Below are 18,758 nucleotides of genomic sequence, written 5' to 3' on the forward strand. Positions count from 1 at the left end.
GGTGGGTGGTGGGTGGTGCGGGAGGAGGTGGTGCTGGAGGGCGAGCGCGGTGTGGTGTGCGTTGCGGTACCAGCGGGCGTTGTCGATGCACACGGCGGCGCGGGCCGCCAGTTCGCCGGCCAGGACGATGTCGTCGTCGTTGAAGGGCAGCGGGTTGCGGGTGCGTTTGAGGTCGAGGGCGCCGAGGACCTCTCCGCGGGCGATGAGCGGCACGGCCAGGTAGGAGCGCAGGCCGGCCCGGCTCAGGAGGGTGGCGGCGTTGCTGTCGCGGGCGATGCGCGAGATGTCCTGGGCGTGCACGTGGGCCACCAGCACTGGGTGCCCGGTCGTCACGGACTGGGTGACCAGCCGGTCCGCGGCGTACGCGGCGATGTCGCCCGGCGGGTCCGCGGCGCGGACGGCCTCGCTGGGGAACGCGGACGCGACGGCCAGGGCACGGAACACGGCGGACTCGTGGGCGGACGAACGCAGGGTCGGCCGGCCTTCGAGGACGGAGTCGAGGATGTCGACGGCGGCGATGTCGGCGAGCTCGGGCACGACGACGTCGGCGAGCTCGCGGGCGGTCTGGTCGAGGTCGAGGGTGGTGCCGATGCGGACGGTGGCGTCCGCGATCAGGGCGAGGCGCCGGCGGCTGCGGGCGATCTCCAGCGCCGCCTGGTGACTCTGGGTGACGTCCACCACGGAGGTGGCCAGGCCGAGGACCCGTCCGGTGGCGTCCTCCAGCCGGTAGTACGACACCGACCAGGCGTGCTCGGTGCGCTGCCCGCCGTGGGACCGGCCGGCCGTGAACTGTTCGAGCAGCGGGGTTCCGGTCGCCAGGACCTGGCGCATGGCCGACTCGGCGGCCTCCGCGTCGTCGAGGAAGGACAGGGCCTCGCGGACGCCCCGGCCGATGTGCTGGGCGGCGGGCAGTCCGTTGATCCGCTCCAGGGTCGGGTTGACCAGGACGTAACGCAGCTCCGTGTCCAGGACCGCGAGCCCGATCGGGGACTGGGCCACCAGGCGCGCGGAGAGGGCGAGGTCCCGCTCCAGCTGCCGCAGCCGTGTCCGGTCCGTCGCGATGCCGAGGGCGTACAGGTCTCCGTGCTCGTCGAGCAGCCGCATGTTGCGGAATTCCACCAGGCGCGTGCCGCCGTCCTTGTGGTGCACCGGGAAGGCGCCCGCCCAGTCCCCCGCACCGCCCATGACCCGTGCGAAGAGCTCGGTGACCAGCCCGACGTGCTCCTTGGAGGCCAGCAGCTGGGCGGCGGGCCGGCCGAGCGCCTCCTCGGCCGACCAGCCGAACAGCTGCTCGGCCTGGGGGCTCCACAGGGCGACCCGTCCTTCGGAGTCGAGGACGACCGCCGCGACGTTCAGGACGTCGAGCAGCCCGCTGGGCGGGGCGACCCCGACCTCGGCCCGCCCGGTCCCACCGGCGCCCAACCCGTCGATCGAACCCATCGGGGACGCTCCCTTCCGGCACCCTCGGCCCGGCGCCCGGCCGCCCGGCGACGGCCCGGGGCGCACGGCTACCTCTCATCGTGCCCCGGAACCCTCCCGTCAGCGTCCGGAGCGCCCGGCGGCCGAATCGTGGTCATCGGCCCGGATCGGTTCACTCAGCGCGCGCATCTGCGATTCACCGCGGCCAGGGCGCCGGCGCCGGGACCACGTAGGCTCGGCGGATGGCGAAATACTTCGACGTGCACCCCGAGAATCCTCAGCGTCGCACGATCGGCAACGTGGCCGACATCATCCGCTCCGGCGCGCTCGTCGCGTACCCGACAGACTCCTGCTTCGCGCTGGGCTGCCAGCTCGGCAACCGTGACGGCATCAGCCGGATCCGGTCGATCCGCAACCTCGACGACCGTCACCACTTCACCCTGGTGTGCCAGAACTTCGCGCAGATGGGCCGGTTCGTCCAGATCGACAACGACGTGTTCCGCGCGATCAAGGCGGCTACGCCCGGCAGTTACACCTTCATCCTCCCCGCGACGTCGGAGGTGCCGCGCCAGCTGCTGCACCCGAAGAAGAAGACGGTCGGTGTCCGGATTCCCGACCACGTCGTCACGCAGGCCCTGCTCGACGAGCTCGGTGAGCCGCTGCTCTCCAGCACCCTGCTGCTGCCCGACGAGGAAGAGCCGATGACGCAGGGCTGGGAGATCAAGGAGCGGCTCGACCACGAGGTGGACGCCGTGCTGGACTCGGGCGACTGCGGCACCGAGCCGACCACGGTCATCGACTTCTCCAGCGGGGAGGCCGAGATCGTACGGCGGGGCGCCGGCGACCCGGCCCGGTTCGAGTAGCCGCGCCGGGGCCGGGCGGTCACGGGGAGGGGCGCACGTCCGCGTAGAGGCCCAGGTACCGGTAGGCGCCGGATTCGACCCGGTAGAGGTGGGCGAGGCGATTTCCGGTCAGGACGTGGGTGCCCGTGTCGAAGGCGAGCGGCTTGGCCAGGCCCTGGTGGGTCGTCCGGAAGATCCGCCGGGTCAGGCCCGCGCGGCCCCGCCCCTCCTCGTCCAGTCCGGTCAGGGCCGCGGCCAGCAGGCCCACGGCGTCGTACGCCTCGGTGGCCCAGCGGCCGGGAGGCTCCCCGTGCGCGGTGCGGTGGGCCCCGACGAACCCGGCGGCGGCGGGGACGGCCAGCGGGTCGGTGAAGAGGGCGCTGAACACCCAGCCCTCGGCCGCCGGCCCGGCGTCCGCGAGGAAGGCCGGTTCCATGACGTGCTGGAGGCCTACGCGCGGGCCCTGGAATCCGGCATCGGTCAGGGCACGGGCCAGGCGGGCCGCGCGCTGCGGTGAGGTGCCGGCGTAGACGACGGCATCGGCCCGGGCCTCGGTCAGGGCGCGTACGGCGCCCGCCAAGTCGGAGCTGCCGACCGGGATCCGGTGGATGCTGAGCGTGCCGTTCGAGGGCGGACTGTGCTGCAGGGTGCGCACGAGCGGCCAGGTGGGCTCGCCCCCTTCTACGTCTTCCACCATGCCCGTGTTCCGGACGGGCCGTATCCGGCTGAGGTAGTCGATCACCGGGAGGGCGAACCGGTCGCCGGCCGGGCGGGTCGCGCACAGCGTCCGCCACTGCGACTGGGCGGTCTCCGGACTGTCGACGGCCACCAGCAGCAGGGCGAGATCGGCCGCGGTGCAGGCGGTGGCCAGCTCGGGCACGGCCGCGTCCCAGGTGGGGCCGACCAGCGCGGCCACTGCAGGGTCGGCGACCAGTTCCTTGACCACCTGTGCGGCGCGCGCGGCGTCCCCGCCGTCGTCGGCGACGCGCAGGGCCAGCCGGAACGCGGCGTCCGCCCGGGCGTTGTGCCCGTCCACGGCCAGTCTCATGCCGCGCTCGTGCGCCTGGCCGACGGCCCGGCCGGGCCCGGTCAGATCGGCCTGCAGAGCCAGGGTGAGGGTGGGGAGGTCGCGGGCCGACCGCGGCGCCGTGCCGCGCCTCCTCCCCCGGGTGGCGAACCAGGCGGTGGGTGCGCCGACGGCGGCCAGGCCCGCGCCGGCCGCGAGCAGCCGCCTGCGCGTGAGGCCCCGTACCGCCGTCTGCGGCGCGTCGATGCGGGTCGGCTCCGGGGCGGGCAGGTCCAGGGCCCTGGTGGAGCGTTCGGCTATGAGGCGGGACAGCGGGGGCGGCAGCCAGTCCTCGGCGTCCGCGCCGGACGGGTCGTCTCCGAGTACGGCGCCCAGCTCGGCCGGGGTCGGCCGGGCGGCCGGGTCCTTCGCCAGGCAGGCCAGCACCGGTTCGAGCAACTCCGCTGGAAGACCGGTGAGTTCGGGCTCGTCGTGCACCGTACGGTAGACCACGGCAGCGGCGTGCCCGCCGCCGAACGGCCCGTGACCGGTTGCCGCGTACGCCAGCACGCAGCCGAGGGAGAAGACATCGCTCGGGGCGCCCGCCGCGGCGCCGTCCGTCCGGGCCTGCTCCGGCGCCAGGTATCCGGGGGTGCCGATGACGGCGTCCACGGCGGTCAGCGTGGCCGCGCCTTCGGCTCGCGCGATGCCGAAGTCGATCAGCCGGGGCCCGTCCGGGGCGAGGAGGATGTTGCCCGGTTTGACGTCGCGGTGGACCAGTCCGGCGGCGTGCACCTGCGCGAGCGCCTCGGCGAGTCGCGCGCCCAGGGTCCGTACGGCCCGGACGGGCAGCGGACCGTACCCTCCCACCGCCTCGGACAGGGCGGGGCCGGGGACGAACGGGGTGGCGAGCCAGGGCTCGCGCGCCTCCGCGTCGGCGGCGACCACCGGGACCACCCAGCGCCCGGTCAGCTGCCCGGCGGCCTCCACCTCGCGACGGAAGCGGAGGCGGAAGTCCGGGTTGGAGGCGTGGTCGGCGCGGATGACCTTGACCGCCACCAGGGTGCCCGTGGCGGAGCGGGCGAGGTACACCGTGCCCATCCCGCCCGAACCGAGGCGTCCCAGCAGCCGGTTGCCGCCGATCGCGGCCGGATCGGCCGGGGTGAGGGGGCGCATCCCCGGCTATCCCGCCGGGGACGCGGTGGGCGCGGGTTCGATGGCCGGGCCCGCGTAGCGGATGCGGCCGCCCTCGACCTTGTGCAGGAAGTAGATGTTGCCCTTGACCTGCCGGCGGTCGTCGAAGGTGTACTCCTTGGTCAGACCGCGGAAGGTGCCCTGGGTGAGCGCGGTCAGCAGGTCGGCGCGGTTCGGACGGCTGCCGCCCGCCGCGGTGGTGACGAGCCGGTCGATGACCAGGCGGGTCGCGTCGAAGGCCTCCGCGGTCCAGATCGCGGGGGCCGATCGGTACGCCGCCTGGTGCGCGCGGGCCACCTCCGCGACCTCGGGGGCTTCGGGGCCGGTGTAGGGCGTGCAGAACTGCCAGCCCTCGGCTGCCTGCCCCGCGGTCGCGAGGAACTCCGGGCCGGCGATGGTGTAGTCGGCGGCGCGGGGCCCCTTGAAGCCGGCGGCCGCGAGCAGTGCGGCCGCCCTGGCCCCGCCGGCCGCGGTGCCCGTGTAGAAGAAGCCGTCGACGCCGTGGGCGAGCATGTCGGTGACCACCGGGGCCAGGTCCTGGGTGCCGCGCGGGACGACGCGCACGTAGAAGGTGGCCTCGGGCGCGAAGTAGGCGATGGTGCGGCCCACCAGCAGGGCCGCCTGCCAGGTGTCCGAGTCGCCGTCGCGGTCGCTGAGGATGCCCATCTTCCGGACGCCTTGTTTCCCGGCCAGTTGAAGGTTGACCGCGGCGGCCTGGGCCGAGGAGATCGGGCAGCTCTGGAAGAAGCTGCGCCGGTCGGTGACGCTGAAGGTGGTCGCCAGGGCGGACACGGTCACCAGGGGTACGGAGCTCTCGCCGTAGAGCTCGAGGCACGGGATCACGGAGTCGTTGCCGGTGGGGCCGATCACCGCGAACAGGTCGCGGTTGGCGATGAGTCCGGTGGCGGCGGCCGCCGAGCGGTCGGCCCTTCCGGCGTCGTCGGCGGTGGCGACGGTGAGCGTGAACGGCTTGTCCTTGCGGGAGTTGAACGCGTCGACGGCCAGCCGCACCCCGCGTTCCTGAGCCTGTCCGGCGGCCTTCTGCGGCCCGGAGAGATCGGCGTGCAGGCCGATCACCCAGTTTCGCGGGGCGTTCGTGGCCGGGGTCCTGGGCTCGTCCTGCTCGCGCAGCGCCAGCCAGGCGGCCAGGCCGCCGCCGGCCGCGAGCACGGCGCCGCCGGAGGCGAGGGCGAGGAAACGCCGGCGGGAAGGTGCGGCCGGTCCGGGCGCGGGGGCGGCATCCGGGTCGGCCACGGTCTCGTCGATGCCGGGCAGGGCGAGCAGCGCGGCGGCACGCTCGGCGATGGTGGCGACGACGGGGTCGGGCAGCCAGTCGGTGCCCTCCCCCGGGGTGTCCTCGGTCAGCGCCGCGTCCACCTCGTCCGCGGTGGGGCGGACGTCGGGGTGCTTGGCGAGGCAGGTCCGCAGGAGCGCGGCGAGTTCGGGGTCGGCGAGGAACTCCGGACCGAACTCGGGCTCGTCGTGGACCGTTCGGTAAAGCACCGCGTCCACGCTTCCGGTACCGAAGGGCAGGCGGCCGGTGGCGGCGTAGGCGAGCAGGCAGCCGAGCGAGAAAACGTCGCCGGCCGGTTCGGCGGGGCGGCCCTCGGCCTGCTCGGGCGGGAGGAAACCGGGCGTGCCGAGGACGGCGTCGGCGGAGGTCAGGGCGGTGTGTTCGCCGCCGCGCGCGATGCCGAAGTCGATGAGCCGCGGCCGGTCCATGCCGAGCAGCACGTTGCCGGGTTTGACGTCCCGGTGTACGAGGCCCTGTGCGTGCATCCCCCCGAGGGCCTTGGCCAAGGCCTTGCCGAGGATGCGTACGGCGCGCAGCGGAAGCGGGCCGTGGGCCGTGACGGCCTCGGCCAGGGAGGGGCCGGCGACGAAGGCGGTGGCCAGCCACGGTTCGGGCGCGTCCGGGTCGGCGCCGGTGATCCGTACGGCCCACGGGCTGTCGACCTCCGCGGCGATCTCGGCCTCGCGGCGGAAGCGGGCCCGGAAGTCCGCCTCGTCGGCGTACTCCGCACGGATCACCTTGACCGCGGCGAGCGCCCCGTCGTCGGTGCGGCCGAGGTAGACCACGCCCATGCCGCCGGCGCCGAGCCGGCCCAGGAGGCGGTACCCGGCGATCCGGGAGGGGTCCGAGGGATGGAGCCGCTCCATCAGCCCTCCGCCTTTCCGAGCTCCTGCTTGGCCTGCAGCATCAGTCGGCTGGTGCCCTGGACGACGAGCGCGATCATGGCCTCGTCGGTGTAGCCCGCCGCGCTCTTGCCGGAGACGGCCATGGTGACCGGTCCGAACTGGGCCTGGTGCCAGCGGTACGGGTGGGGCCCGCCGTGCTCCGTGCTGACGTACTTGCCGTCCTCGCTGAAGGCGTCCTCGGTCCAGCCGTTCATCTGCTCACCGAGGTAGAGGGAGCCGCCCCACAGGTTCTTGAGCTCCTCGCCCTCCCGCAGCTTCTGGTCCGGGCAGCGCAGGACCTCCTCCATCGCGCGGGCGGTCTCCCAGCCGGATTCCTGGCGGTTGCGGTGGACGGTGACCGTGGCGTTGAGCTGCAGGCGGCCGCGGCCGTCCTTGGCCGGAATGTGGAAGGATCGGGTGCTCGTGGCGAGTACGTCGTCCGGCAGGCCCGCGGTCTGCCAGACGCAGTCCTCGTCGAGGACGGGCCAGCGGCCCGGAGGGCTCTCGAACGGGGTGCTGCGCACGACTTCGGGGCCGAAGGCCGCCTCGGTGATGACGATCCGGCCGAGCAGGTCGCGGGCCTCGGCGACCGTCTTCGGCTGTTTCGACTCGTCCAGCTGAGGCACGAGGGGGAACCCGGAACTGCCGGGCGGGGCGGCCGGTGTGCTCGCGCCGGAGCCGCCCGGGGCCGGGCCGCCCGTGGCGGGCGACGCGGCCGGGCTACGGCGTGCCGCGTCACTCGTCGCCGCACCGCCCTTCGCCGTGCCGTCGGCCGTACACCCGACGAGTAGGAACAAGCCCGCTGCCGCGCACCCGTAGGCGTGCAGCGCAGAGCGCCGTCTGCGTGTCTCCGGTCCCCCCACGGCACGGATCGTACCTCGCCGTGGACGCGTGCAACTGGCCTATCCGAAAGCGGTGTTGGGGAACACTCCGGGCGACCGGCTCAGCGCGCCGTGCCGAGGGTCCAGGCGGACTCGTGGCGGGTGAAGCCGATGTGCGGGTAGTAGTCGACCGCGGCCGGGGCGGAGAGCAGGACCACCTTCGCCTCGGGAGCCGCCTCCTGCGTGACGCGGATGAGGTCGCGGCCCACGCCCTTGCCCTGGTAGGCAACGTCGACGGCCAGGTCGCTGAGGTAGGTCGAGTACGCGCCGTCGGTGATCGAGCGGGCGATGCCGATGAGGCCGCCGTCGTCTGCGCGGGCGACCACGACGAGGTTGGCGCCGGCCAGCATCCGGGCGAACCGCTCCACGTCGGCGACGGGACGGCGCTCGGCGAGGGTGGAGGCGCGGTAGAGGCCGATGACCTCCTCGACGTCCAGGTCCGCGCCGACGACACGTTCACAGGTCCACATACCGCCGCACTCCCGCATGTAATAGTCACTGATCGATAGTGATTATTACATGCGATGGCGGGTGTCACACAAACCGGTGGACCGGTATGTGTGGCGCGCAAGTTGGGCAGGCTACGGGAGCGTCCGTCCACGGAAGGAGCGCTGTGCTCACTTACGTTCCCGCTCGGCTCCGACGGTTCCTGGAACGATTCACCGGCACCACGGCACGTGGCGCCGGCCCGGCGAGCGGCGGGGCCCCGCTCTTCACCGCGGATTTCGGGTCCGCCACCCAGTGGGTCGCCGGCCACTCCTGGGCCTATCCGGACGGCGGACCCACCAACCCCGGGGACAACAAGCTCGACCATCTGGTGGAGGACCCGTCCTACAGCCGCACCGGCACCTTCCGGGCCGTCCGCCGCCCCGACGGCAACTGGAACGCGGGTCTGCTGACCACCGAGGGCAGTGACGAGGGGTTCATGGTGCGGACCGGGGACGTGCTGGAGTCCCGGGTGCGGCTGCCCGTCGAGGCCGGCGCCTGGCCGGCGATCTGGACCTGGCGGGACGGCGGCAACGAGGTCGACGTCTTCGAGTACCACCCGGACAACCCCGACCTGCTGGAGCTCTCCAACCACGTCAAGGGCGGCTCGCGCTACCACCGGGACGCCGCGGTCGGCCCCGGCTGCTGGGTGGACCTGAAGGTCGAGTTCGGGGCGCGCTCGGTCGTGTGGTGGGTCAACGGGACGCGGGTGTTCGCCGACCGGCGGGGGGTGGGGCGCAACTGGAGGGCGTACCTCATCGTCAACCTCTCCGTCTGCGCCGGGCGCTACCACCCGGCCCCCGACGCGGACGTGTCCGAGATGTCGTACGAGGTCGCGTACCTGCGCGTCCACCGCCCCTAGGAGGCCGCGGCGGGGGCGGAGGCGGCGCAGCTCTCGTGGCCCCAGCGACTGCCGTTCTTGGCGATCATGTCACCGACGGCGTAGGGCTTCCCGCAGGGGCAGCTGCCGGGGAACTTCGCCTTGATGGCCCGCGGCGCGCGGCCCGGCGCGGCTCCCTCGGCCGTCCGCTTCCTCGCCGTGCCCGCCTTCTGGCGCGCGGGCGCGGCCGGAGCCGGGACCGGCAGGTCCGGGTTGCCGAGTGCGGTGCCGGCGGCTTCCTGCGTACGGGCCGCGTCGCTGGCGGCCTGGTCGGCGATCGCGTTCAGGAGGTCGCCGTCCTCGCGGTGCGCCGGGACGTAGACGAACGTCACGTCGCGCTCGGCCAGCAGCAGGTCGATCCGCTCGACGAGTCCGCGGTTGGCGACCGGCTGGCCGGATGCGGTCTTCCACCCGTTGCGCTTCCAGCCCGGCAGCCACTGCGTCACGGCCTTCATCGCGTACTGGGAGTCCATCCGCACCTCGACGGACGTCCCGGGGGCGAGCGCCTCGAGCAGCCGCTGGAGGGCGGTCAGCTCGCCGATGTTGTTGGTGGCCCGGCCCAGCGGCCCGGCTTCCCAACGTTCGGGGCGTCCCCGGGAGTCGGCGATGACCCAGCCCCAGCCGGCCGGCCCGGGATTACCTTTCGCCGCTCCGTCACAGGCGGCAATGATGCGATCAGACATCCCCCGATCATGCCTCATCCCCCGAGGCGGCGGGCGGTCGGCTCGGGAGCACGTCCTTTGCCGTCAGGCGGGAACCCGTGTAGCAGAGCCGGTAGACGTCGGCCTGGTCCAGGAGGCTGCCGTTCGAGCGGTAGTACGCGCACACGGTGCCGGGGGGTGCGGGCAGCGCCTTCACGGCGTCCGGTACGTACCGGAACTCGCGGTCCGGGAGGAGCCGGGCGAGCTCGGTCCGCTCCTGGCCGGGCCGGAGGGCCGCGAAGTCCGCGGGGCGCAGCACGCAGGCGCTCAGCTGGTGGGCCAGGTACGCGGCGGAGCCGAGGAGGACCAGACCGAGTCCGGCCGGGGCCGCGATGGCGACGGCGAACCGGCGCCGGGTGCTGCGCCGGACGGCGGCGAGGCGGCGCGCCGATTCCGAACCGGTGCCGGTCTCCTCCGGGAACTCCGCGGCGGTTCCCGGCCGCCGGGGGCCCACCTGGTCCGGCAGGGTGGCGAGCACCTCGAAGCCGCCGCGGCGGGGCGCGGCGTGCAGCGTTCCGCCGATCAGCCGGACCCGTTCGCGCAGGCCGGTGAGCCCTCGGTGGCCGGAGGTCCGCGCGCCGGCGGGCGCGGGTACGGGAAAGGGCGACGGGCCCGCCGGCGGGGCGGAGTTGGTCACCCGTACCTCGGTGCGGGCGCCCTGGTGGACGATGCGGATCCGGACCGCTGCGCCGGGGGCGTGCTTGATGGCGTTGGTGAGCGACTCCTGCACCACGCGGTACGCCGTGCGGTCCACCAGGGGCGAGAGGCCGGCCCCGGCCTCCCCCTCCCGCCGCAGGTCCACGGTGACGCCGGACTCCCTTGCCCGGGCCACGAGTTCCTCCACCGGCTCCACGGACGGGGCCGTCGGATCCCCGTACGGTCCGGAGCCGTCGGAGCCCTCCCGTACGACGCCGATGGTGTCCCGCAGGTGTCCGACGGCGTCCGAGACGGCCGCGCGCAGCACGGCCAGGTCCGCCCGGTCGTGGCCGGACAGCGTGGGCGAGAGTTCCAGGGCGCCGGCGCGCAGGGCGATGAGGCTCAGTTCGTGGCCGAGCGAGTCGTGCATGTCGGCGGCGATCCGGGTCCGTTCCCGCAGCCGGGCCTGCTCGGCGACGAAGCGCTGCCGCTGTTCGAGGCCGCGCGCCCGCTCCCAGCCCCCGCGCACCAGGTCCAGCCTGGCCTGCCGGTAGCGGCCCGCCAGCCAGGGCAGGAGGAGGGCCGAGGGGATCATCGACACCGCGTAGAACCAGTACACCGCGCCGACGCCCAGGAGGGCGCACAGGGCGAGGTCGACGGCCGTGCAGGCCCCGAACAGCAGGAGCGCCGCCCCCGTGCGGGCGGACCGGACGCCGAGGAGGTACGTCAGCGCGGCCAGAGCCGCCAGGTACGGGCTCGCCGTCACGGCCGGGTCTGCCAGGCCCAGCGCGCACACAGCGTTGGCGAGGAACACGGCCGCGGCGGGCCGTTTCCGGCTGCCGGGAACCGCCACCGCCAGGATCAGCAGGGGCAGGACCAGGGCGAGTACCGGGGAGGCATCGGTCACGCGCTCCCGGTAGGCGAAGACGCCGGCGCCCGCGAGAGCCGCCCACAGCGCGGCGTCGCACACGGCCGGTTTCGTCCCCCGGGCCGCCAGAGCCCTCGGCGTCCTCACGTGTGCCCCGCCCTCCCCCTCGTGTTTCCCCACGTCACCGGCCGAGGCTAGTTCACGTCATCCGTCGCGGCGCCGCAGGACGGCCCGCCCGGCCAGGTGCGCGGCGACCGTCCAGGCCAGCACGATCAGGATTCCGGCCGCGCTCGGGTAGGGGGCGTCGCCGCCGGCGCGCATGAAGTGGCCGCCGGCGCTCTGCGGAAGGTAGTCGTACACGGTCAGGAGGAAGGAACCGCCGAGTGCGGTGCACATGCTCGGGAGGACCGAGATCAGCACGAAGACGGCCGACAGCGTGCCGGCCGCGGTCCGCAGGGCGAAGGACAGCCCCACCGTGAGCAGGGCGGTCAGGGCGCAGTAGAGGCCCATCGCCAGGACCTGGGAGAGTGCCTCGGCCGGCTCGAAGACGGCGTGGCCGCGGAAGGGCGCCCAGGCCACGGCCATGCCGAGGACGGCGAACAGGACTCCGGCGGTGAAGGCCACCGCAGCCGCCACGACCGCCTTGGCCAGCTGCATGCGGTGCCGCACCGGCACCCACTGGAGCGAGGTGCGGACGCTGCCCGTGGCGTACTCGGCGGTGACCGTGCCCATCGCCAGCACGACGACGGCGAACTGTCCGAGGACGACGGAGGAGACCGGGGCGTTGCCGAGCGGCTGGACCGGCTTGTCGTTGATCCGGGCGATGGAACCGTAGTAGAAGGTGAAGACCCCCGTCAGCAGGACCCCGGCGAGCAGGCAGGCGTACGGGGCCCGGACGGACCACAGCTTGGTCCACTCGGCACCGACCGCGCCGGCGAAGCCGCCGCCGGACGTCCCGGTACGGGTGGTGGGCGGCGTGGGTGACGCGAGCGGCGTGGTGGACGTGGGTGACGTGGGTGACGTGGCTGACATCGGTTTCACACCTCGGTCGTTGCTGTCGTTGCGGTCTTGACGGAGCCGGCGGACACGGGTGTCCGCGGGCGCGCCGCCGTTCCGTACTCGACGCTGTGCTCGGTCAGTTCCATGTAGGCCTGTTCCAGCGAGGCCGAGACACTGTGCAGTTGGTGGAGCCGGATGCCCAGGCGGTGGGCGAGGTCGCCGATCTCCGCCGCGGTCCGGCCCCGGACGACGATCTCGTTCCGCTCACCGCCCGGGGACTCGACGGACACCCCCTCGTACGCGTGCAGGTGGCCGGTCAGGCTGTCGAGATCGCCGGGGGCGGCGGTGCGCACGCGCACCGAGGCCGAGGTGCCGGCCGCGAGGAAGTCCGCCATGGGGGTGTCGGCCAGCAGCCGGCCCCTGCCGATGACGACGAGCCGGTCGGCCGTCAGCTGCATCTCGCTCATCAGGTGGCTGGAGAGGAAGACCGTACGGCCCTGGGCGGCCTGGGCGCGGACGAGTTCGCGCACCCAGCGCACCCCGTCGGGATCGAGGCCGTTGACCGGCTCGTCGAGGATGAGCACCTTCGGGTCGCCGAGCAGGGCGCCCGCGATGCCGAGCCGCTGGTACATGCCGAGCGAGAAGGCCCCGGCGCGCCGGCGCGCCACCTTGGCCAGGCCCACCGTCTCCAGGACCTCGTCGACGCGGCGGACGGGGATGCCGTTGCTGCGGGCCTGCGCGAGCAGGTGGCTGCGCGCGGAGCGGGCCGGGTGCAGGGCCTTCGCGTCGAGAAGCGCCCCGACCTCGCGGACCGGGTGGCGCATCGCGGCGTACGGCCTGCCGTCGATGAGCGCCCGCCCGGCGGTGGGACGGTCCAGGCCGAGGATCATGCGCATCGTGGTGGACTTTCCCGATCCGTTGGGGCCGAGGAAGCCGGTGACGCGTCCCTCCTCGACGTCCAGGGTCAGGCCGTCCACGGCGACGGTGTCTCCGTAGCGTTTGGTCAGGCCTCGCAGGGTGATCACTGGGTGTCCCTTCGGTGTTCGCGGTACTGCCACGACCGTAGGAACCGCCCGGTCCGTCGTGCATCGGCCGCAGGTCGGCGATCCGCACCCCTACTTTCGTCGGGGGTCCCCGTCGAACGGCCGGGCCGCTGCCGGTCGTTAGACTGCGCCGGTGGTTCAGGTGCTGGTGGCAGACGACGAGGCGATGGTCCGGGCCGGCGTGCGCGCGATCCTGGCGAGGGATCCGGGGATCGAGGTCGTCGCCGAGGCGGCCGACGGGCACGAGGCCGTCGACGCCGTGCGCAGGCTCCGGCCGGCGGTGGCCCTGCTCGACATCCAGATGCCCCGGCTGGACGGGATCGCGGCGGCCGCCCGGATCCACCGCGAGCTGCCCGGCACGGCGGTGATCATGCTGACCACCTTCGGCGAGGACGAGTTCATCGGACGGGCCCTGCGCGAGGGGGCGAGCGGCTTCCTGCTCAAGGCGGACGACCCGCGGGAGCTGCTGACGGGCGTGCACGCGGTGGCCGCGGGCGGCGCGTACCTCTCGCCGAAGGTCGCCGCCCGGGTCGTCGCGGGGCTGCGCACCGGGCGGATGGCGGGCGGCACGCCGCCGCGGGCCGCCGTGGAGCGGCTGACGGAGCGGGAGAACGACGTCCTGGCGCTGCTCGGCACCGGGCTGTCCAACGCCGAGATCGCCTCTCGCCTGCGTCTGGTCGAGGGCACGGTGAAAGCCCACGTCAGCGCGATCCTCGGGAAACTCGGCGTACGGAACCGGGTGGAGGCGGCGCTCGCCGCCCACGAGGCGGGCCTGGCCGAGAAGCCGCGCAGCTAGTCCGTACTCTTTTCGGCCTAGGCGCTGCTGGAAGGTTCCGCTGCCGTGAACGCGCCGTCGACCAGGACCGGAACGACGTCGCAGACGTCCGGTTCGGTCGCGACGGCCACGTCGCAGGCGAAGCCGCCGGCCGTGAGTTCACGGCCGGACGCGCTGTCGGTGACCGCGGTGACGGCATCGGGCGTCGCTGCGAAGCAGTCGGCTGCGGCCGCGGCCTCGGGCGACAACGGGCCTCGGCCCGGCTTCCGCAGCGCAGCGAGGACCGCTCCGGCACCGAGGAGGTCCTCCAGCGCGGGGCGCAGGCTGCCGTCGGGCCAGCGTTCGCCCGAGGCGATGACGGCGACCGGGCGGTCGGGGGTTCCGTAGCCGTGCCGGGCCAGCCAGTGGGCCACCGCCGTCGCATTGCGCAGGCATGCCGCGACCACCGTCGACCCGCCGGCCGCGGCCGCGATCGAGGAGCCGTTGGGCGAGGGCAGGACCAGCCGCGGGACGGCGGGGGCGCTCCTCAGCGCCGCCGGTGACAGGGACCACGGCGATTGCGGGGTGGCCGCGCGCCGGCCGACGGCCACCCGCGCGCCCCTCTCCTCGGCGAACGCCGCTGCGGACCCGTCACGCCAGGCGTAGGGGAAGACGCGCGTCCCGCGCTCCACCGCCACCGTCACCGAGGTCGTGAACGACAGCACGTCGACCACCACCAGACACGCGGCGTCCCTCGCCAGCCGCTGCGCACCGACGGGGCCCCAGTCGAAGCGCGCCCCACTGCCGTGCTGCGCGAACCAGTCGTCCATGGGTGACGAGCCTGCCATGGCGTCGGGACTCCCGCACCGGCGGGGCTCGCGCTCACCGGCTCAGGAGCCGGGCCCGGCGGCCGTGAGCAGGTGGCACTTGTCGAAGTTCATGCATCCGCAGGCGAGGCAGTCGGCGACCGCGTCGCGCAGGAGCTGCGTCTGCCGGATGAACAGGTCCAGTTCGGGGAGCTTGCGCTCGGCGAGCGCACGCCACTGCCGGGTCGCTCCGCGGTCGGTGTCGGTGTCCAGCAGGGCGCGGATCTCGGCCAGGGTGAACCCCGCCCGCTGGGCCATCTTGATCAGCGCGATGCGCCGGACGGTGCCGGCCGGATAGACGCGCCGGCCCGCGGCCCGCTCTGCGGACGGCAGCAGACCGACGCTCTCGTAGTAGCGCAGGGCCGACGGCCGCATCCCGACCTGCCCTGCGAGCTCCCCTATTCCGAGCTTTCGCACCTGTCATTCCCCCTTGACTTCAAGCGCGCTTGAACCAGGAGTCTGACCTGGTGACTTCCCCACGGACAACTCGCCTGCTGCCGCAGGCCTACCGGCCGCTGTTCGCCCATGCCGGGTTCCGGCGGCTCCTGCCCGCTCTGGCGGCCTCCGATCTCGGTGACGGGATGAGCGTGGTCGCGGTGGCGTGGCTGGCCATCGAGATCGCGCCTCCCGGCCGGTCCGGGATGCTGCTGGGAGCCGCCCTCGCCGCGTACGCCCTTCCCGGGGCGGCCGGTGCGCTGCTCTTCGGGCGGTGGCTGCGCCGCCTTCCCGCCGCACGGCTGCTGGCGGCCGACAGCCGGATCCGCGCGGTGCTCCTGGGCTGCGTGCCGCTGGCCTGGGCCCTGGACGTGCTGCATCCCGTGCTGTACGTGGCCCTGCTCGCGGGCTCGTCGGTCCTGCACGCCTGGGGGAACGCGGGGAAGTACGCGCTGCTCGCGGGGCTGCTGCCGCCGGAGCAGCGGCTGGCCGCCAACGCGCTGGTGAGTTCCAGTACCTCGGCCTCGATCGTCATGGGCCCCGCGCTCGCCGGATTCCTGGCGGCGGTGATCAGCCCGGCCTGGCTGATCGGTCTGGACGCGTTGTCGTTCGCGGTGCTCGCCGTCCAGGTGGGACGGGTGCGGGGCGCGTCCGGCGAGCCGGGGCAGGGCGGCGAGACGGGGGCCGCGCCCGTCGACGCGGACCGGTCGGCCGCAGGCCTGCACTTGTTGCGCAAGCAGCCCGAACTCCTCGGTGTCCTCGCCCTGACCTGGTTCTTCAACTTCCTGTACGGACCGGCGGAGGTCGCGCTGCCCCTGCACGTCACCGACGACCTGCACGCGGGGACGGGCCTTCTCGGCTTGTACTGGGCACTGTTCGGAGCGGGCGCCGTGGTCGGCGGCCTGGCGGCGGGCGCCCTGTGCAGGTTCCCGCTGTGGCCGGTCACCCTGACCATCGTCGCCGGCTGGGGGCTGGCTCTGGTGCCCTTCGGCCTCGGCGCGCCCGCGGCCGTCACGCTCGCCTGCTTCACGCTCGGCGGGTTGGTCTACGGACCGTTCACGGCGCTGTCCTACACCCTGTTCCAGGACCGGACGCCGGCCGCCTGGCTGACCAGCGTCCTCGCGGCCCGCAGCGCCGCGCTCCTCACCGCCGGGCCGGTGGGCACCGCGCTCGGCGGGCCCCTCGTCGCGCTCATGGGGCCGCGTCAGGTGCTGGCGGCGTCGGGGATCGCGACCGTCGTACTCGCCCTGACCGGGGCCGTGATGCGGGTCCGGAGCCGGCAGCGGGCGGCGTCGCGGCTCGTGTGAGCGGTGGGCCGTTGGGCCGCGGGCCGGTCCACCCGGGCCGACGCGTCGGGCCCGTCAGTCGCGGTTGGCGAGCTCGGCGACGGCCCACACGGCCCCGTCGGGGGCCACGTACCGGCGGAACGGCGCGGTGGGCGGAAGGCTCTCCAGCCAGGCCGCCCAGTTGCCCTCCACCAGCGGCGCCGTACGGGCGAGTGCGCTCTCGGGCAGGCCGAAGAAGAGCTCGTCGGCCACGCCCAGCGGTTCGGTCACATAGGTGTGCAGGGCCTCGGCCGGGGTCAGGCCGATGATCCGGCGTACGGTCTCGGCCAGGATCCAGCCGAAGGTCCAGCCGTGGTAGCCGCTCGCGGTGCCCGGCTCCCACAGCGGTTCCTGTGCCGCGACGACCGCGCACATGGTGTCCCAGTCGCACAGCTCCTCCGGGGTGATGGCGGAGGGGCGCTGCGGTACCCCGATGGTGTGGGTCAGGGCATGGCGTACGGTGGCCCGCTCCTTGCCGTACGCCCCGAACTCGGGCCGGTAGTGGGCGATGGGAGTGTCGTACGCGATCGGTCCGCGCTCGGCGAGCACGTGCACCAGGGTCGCGGTGACCCGCGCCCGGACGTCCGCGCTCACCCTGCGATTCACCTGTGCATCATGCATCAGGGCCGTGCGGCAGTCGCCGCACGGCCCTGGTGTCGCATGTCGGACGTTTCGGCACGTCAGTGATCACATGGTGATGACGTCAGCGACGAAACGGTTCTCCGGCAGCCCTTGGGGACTAGGCGGGGGTGATGTTCTCCGCCTGCGGGCCCTTCTGGCCCTGCGTGATGTCGAACGTCACGGCCTGGCCCTCCTGGAGCTCGCGGTAGCCCGAGGCGTTGATCGCCGAGTAGTGGGCGAAGACGTCCGGGCCGCCACCGTCCTGGGCGATGAAGCCGAAGCCCTTCTCAGAGTTGAACCACTTCACAGTTCCCGTAGCCATGTTCATGCCTTCCCGTTGACGTACGTCTTCCACACGGCGTGGAAGACGGAGGTGATCGCCCTGGTCCTACGGCACAACACAGCAAAACTGCCCACACCGAGAGGCACGGGCAAGGCACTTGGAACCACGACAGCTACCCGTGAAGGTACACGCCTGCACGCACTGTCACCAGGGGGAATGATCTCGCCTTGACGACGGGATCCAGCCGGTGCGCGGACCGTAAGGACACGGCCGTCCCGAAATGTGGCGAGTGGTGCCCCCGGAATGCCGTAGGGTGAGGTCTACCGACGCGGGGTGGAGCAGCTCGGTAGCTCGCTGGGCTCATAACCCAGAGGTCGCAGGTTCAAATCCTGTCCCCGCTACTGCCCACAAGGGCCCGGATCCTGATGGATCCGGGCCCTTGTGCCATTTCGGGCGGCAGCCCGCACCTCATGTCCGGGACGCCCGCCCGACGCCGTGCCGCTCGGCCTCCGGACGGATGCCGGGGATGGACGAGCCGGCCGCGACGACCGCCCTGCGGGCCCTGCCGCCCCGCCCCTCACCGATCGCCACCGGCAGGGCAGCGCGCCGTCCGGGGGCCGGGCCCCGTCGTGTGACGGCCCTCACACGGCGATCTGTCGTCCGGTGTCAACCGGATGCGGTGCGGCGGGCGTATGCCCCGTGAGAGGTGCACATGGATTCAGGAGCGATTTTTTGACCGTCGAGGAATTCGAGGAGTTCTACGCGCAAGCGGCGGGACGGCTCACAGGACAGCTGTACGTGATGCTCGGTGACCATCACGAGGCCCAGGACGTGGTGCAGGAGGCCTTCGTCCGGGGCTGGGGTCGCCGGCGTCAGCTGGACCGGGAGGGCAGGCCGGAGGCGTGGATCCGCACGGTCGCCTGGCGGCTGGCGGTCAGCCGCTGGCGTGGGCGCCGGCGGACCGCCGACGCCTGGCAGCGCACGGCCCCCGCCACGCATGTGGAAGGGCCGGGACCGGAGGCGGTCGCCCTGGTGGAGGCGCTGCGGCAGCTGCCCCCGAAGCAGCGCCGGACGATGGCGCTGCACTACGTCTGCGATCTGACCGTCGAGCAGATCGCCGCCGAGACCTCGTTGTCCGCGAGCACGGTCAAGACCCACCTGTCCCGGGGCCGGGCCGCGCTCTCCCTCCGTCTGCAGGACCCCCGCACCGAGGAGGCCCCCGATGCCTGACTCCCACGACCCGCTGCGGTCCCTGTTCCGGGAAGCCGCCTCCGCCGCGGAGAGCCGCACCGCGCTCCCGCCCGTCACCGTCATCGAGCACCGCGGCGAACGGATCCGGCG

At 73.6% G+C, this 18,758-nt stretch carries 18 protein-coding genes and 1 tRNA gene; 6 read left to right on the plus strand and 13 right to left on the minus strand.

Annotation, left to right across the window (positions count from 1 at the left end; translation table 11 throughout):
* On the minus strand, positions 1-1,440 hold a 1,440-nt coding region (locus tag PV721_RS29215), incomplete at its 3' end, for a PAS domain-containing protein (RefSeq protein ID WP_319729324.1).
* Between the two features lie 221 nt (positions 1,441-1,661).
* Here PV721_RS29215 and PV721_RS29220 point away from each other — a divergent pair.
* Entirely contained in the window at positions 1,662-2,282 is a 621-nt protein-coding gene (locus tag PV721_RS29220) for an L-threonylcarbamoyladenylate synthase (RefSeq protein WP_319729326.1), read from the plus strand.
* Positions 2,283-2,301: 19 nt separating this feature from the next.
* On the opposite strand, the gene PV721_RS29225 is transcribed toward PV721_RS29220, so the two are convergent.
* From PV721_RS29225 to PV721_RS29240, 4 genes are all read right to left on the minus strand, one after another.
* Positions 2,302-4,443, minus strand: coding sequence for a bifunctional serine/threonine-protein kinase/ABC transporter substrate-binding protein (locus tag PV721_RS29225; RefSeq protein ID WP_319729328.1), 2,142 nt, complete (start codon positions 4,441-4,443; stop codon positions 2,302-2,304).
* A gap of 6 nt (positions 4,444-4,449) precedes the next feature.
* Entirely contained in the window at positions 4,450-6,621 is a 2,172-nt protein-coding gene (locus tag PV721_RS29230; protein ID WP_319729332.1) for a bifunctional serine/threonine-protein kinase/ABC transporter substrate-binding protein, read from the minus strand.
* Positions 6,621-7,265 (minus strand): hypothetical protein, encoded by a 645-nt coding sequence (locus PV721_RS29235; RefSeq protein WP_319729335.1) that lies wholly within the window; start codon positions 7,263-7,265, stop codon positions 6,621-6,623. The genes PV721_RS29230 and PV721_RS29235 overlap by 1 nt, the downstream gene beginning before the upstream one ends.
* Positions 7,266-7,582: 317 nt before the next feature.
* Positions 7,583-7,990, minus strand: a complete 408-nt coding sequence (locus PV721_RS29240; RefSeq protein WP_319729338.1) for a GNAT family N-acetyltransferase — start codon at positions 7,988-7,990, stop codon at positions 7,583-7,585.
* Positions 7,991-8,169: 179 nt separating this feature from the next.
* Between PV721_RS29240 and PV721_RS29245 the strand changes: the two genes are divergently transcribed.
* Entirely contained in the window at positions 8,170-8,868 is a 699-nt protein-coding gene (locus PV721_RS29245; RefSeq protein ID WP_319729360.1) for a beta-glucanase, read from the plus strand.
* On the opposite strand, the gene PV721_RS29250 is transcribed toward PV721_RS29245, so the two are convergent.
* The 4 genes from PV721_RS29250 to PV721_RS29265 are packed head-to-tail and all read right to left on the minus strand — an operon-like array spanning position 8,865 to position 13,115.
* Positions 8,865-9,569, minus strand: a complete 705-nt coding sequence (locus PV721_RS29250; RefSeq protein ID WP_319729339.1) for a ribonuclease H — start codon at positions 9,567-9,569, stop codon at positions 8,865-8,867. The genes PV721_RS29245 and PV721_RS29250 overlap by 4 nt on opposite strands.
* 7 nt (positions 9,570-9,576) lie before the next feature.
* Complete coding sequence (locus PV721_RS29255; protein ID WP_319729341.1) at positions 9,577-11,238, minus strand: sensor histidine kinase; 1,662 nt, start codon at positions 11,236-11,238, stop codon at positions 9,577-9,579.
* A 57-nt stretch (positions 11,239-11,295) separates the two neighbouring features.
* Positions 11,296-12,123 (minus strand): ABC transporter permease, encoded by an 828-nt coding sequence (locus tag PV721_RS29260; RefSeq protein WP_319729343.1) that lies wholly within the window; start codon positions 12,121-12,123, stop codon positions 11,296-11,298.
* Between the two features lie 5 nt (positions 12,124-12,128).
* Entirely contained in the window at positions 12,129-13,115 is a 987-nt protein-coding gene (locus PV721_RS29265) for an ABC transporter ATP-binding protein (protein WP_319729345.1), read from the minus strand.
* A gap of 184 nt (positions 13,116-13,299) precedes the next feature.
* Between PV721_RS29265 and PV721_RS29270 the strand changes: the two genes are divergently transcribed.
* The gene (locus PV721_RS29270) at positions 13,300-13,929 is read left to right on the plus strand and encodes a response regulator (RefSeq protein WP_416371205.1); all 630 of its coding nucleotides are present in this window, start codon (positions 13,300-13,302) and stop codon (positions 13,927-13,929) included.
* 17 nt (positions 13,930-13,946) lie between these two features.
* Here the strand turns inward: PV721_RS29270 and PV721_RS29275 are convergent, their stop codons facing one another.
* Positions 13,947-14,735 (minus strand): 2-phosphosulfolactate phosphatase, encoded by a 789-nt coding sequence (locus PV721_RS29275; RefSeq protein ID WP_319729347.1) that lies wholly within the window; start codon positions 14,733-14,735, stop codon positions 13,947-13,949.
* Positions 14,736-14,777: 42 nt separating this feature from the next.
* Positions 14,778-15,170: a MerR family transcriptional regulator gene (locus PV721_RS29280; protein WP_319729349.1), complete on the minus strand. Its 393-nt coding sequence runs from the start codon at positions 15,168-15,170 to the stop codon at positions 14,778-14,780.
* 50 nt (positions 15,171-15,220) lie between these two features.
* Between PV721_RS29280 and PV721_RS29285 the strand changes: the two genes are divergently transcribed.
* Positions 15,221-16,495, plus strand: coding sequence for an MFS transporter (locus PV721_RS29285; protein WP_319729350.1), 1,275 nt, complete (start codon positions 15,221-15,223; stop codon positions 16,493-16,495).
* Between the two features lie 54 nt (positions 16,496-16,549).
* Here PV721_RS29285 and PV721_RS29290 read toward each other — a convergent pair whose 3' ends face one another.
* Both PV721_RS29290 and PV721_RS29295 read right to left on the minus strand, forming a co-directional pair.
* Positions 16,550-17,119, minus strand: a complete 570-nt coding sequence (locus tag PV721_RS29290; RefSeq protein ID WP_319729351.1) for a serine hydrolase domain-containing protein — start codon at positions 17,117-17,119, stop codon at positions 16,550-16,552.
* A gap of 133 nt (positions 17,120-17,252) precedes the next feature.
* The gene (locus tag PV721_RS29295; protein WP_030384970.1) at positions 17,253-17,456 is read right to left on the minus strand and encodes a cold-shock protein; all 204 of its coding nucleotides are present in this window, start codon (positions 17,454-17,456) and stop codon (positions 17,253-17,255) included.
* A gap of 288 nt (positions 17,457-17,744) precedes the next feature.
* Here PV721_RS29295 and PV721_RS29300 point away from each other — a divergent pair.
* Both PV721_RS29300 and PV721_RS29305 read left to right on the plus strand, forming a co-directional pair.
* A tRNA-Met gene (locus PV721_RS29300) sits at positions 17,745-17,818 on the plus strand.
* A 331-nt stretch (positions 17,819-18,149) separates the two neighbouring features.
* A complete protein-coding gene (locus PV721_RS29305; protein WP_319729357.1) occupies positions 18,150-18,647 on the plus strand; it encodes a SigE family RNA polymerase sigma factor in 498 nt (165 codons plus the stop codon).
* The last annotated feature ends 111 nt before the right edge of the window (positions 18,648-18,758 follow it).

The sequence above is a fragment of the Streptomyces sp. MB09-01 genome, from assembly GCF_033794505.1.
GTDB lineage: Bacteria > Actinomycetota > Actinomycetes > Streptomycetales > Streptomycetaceae > Streptomyces.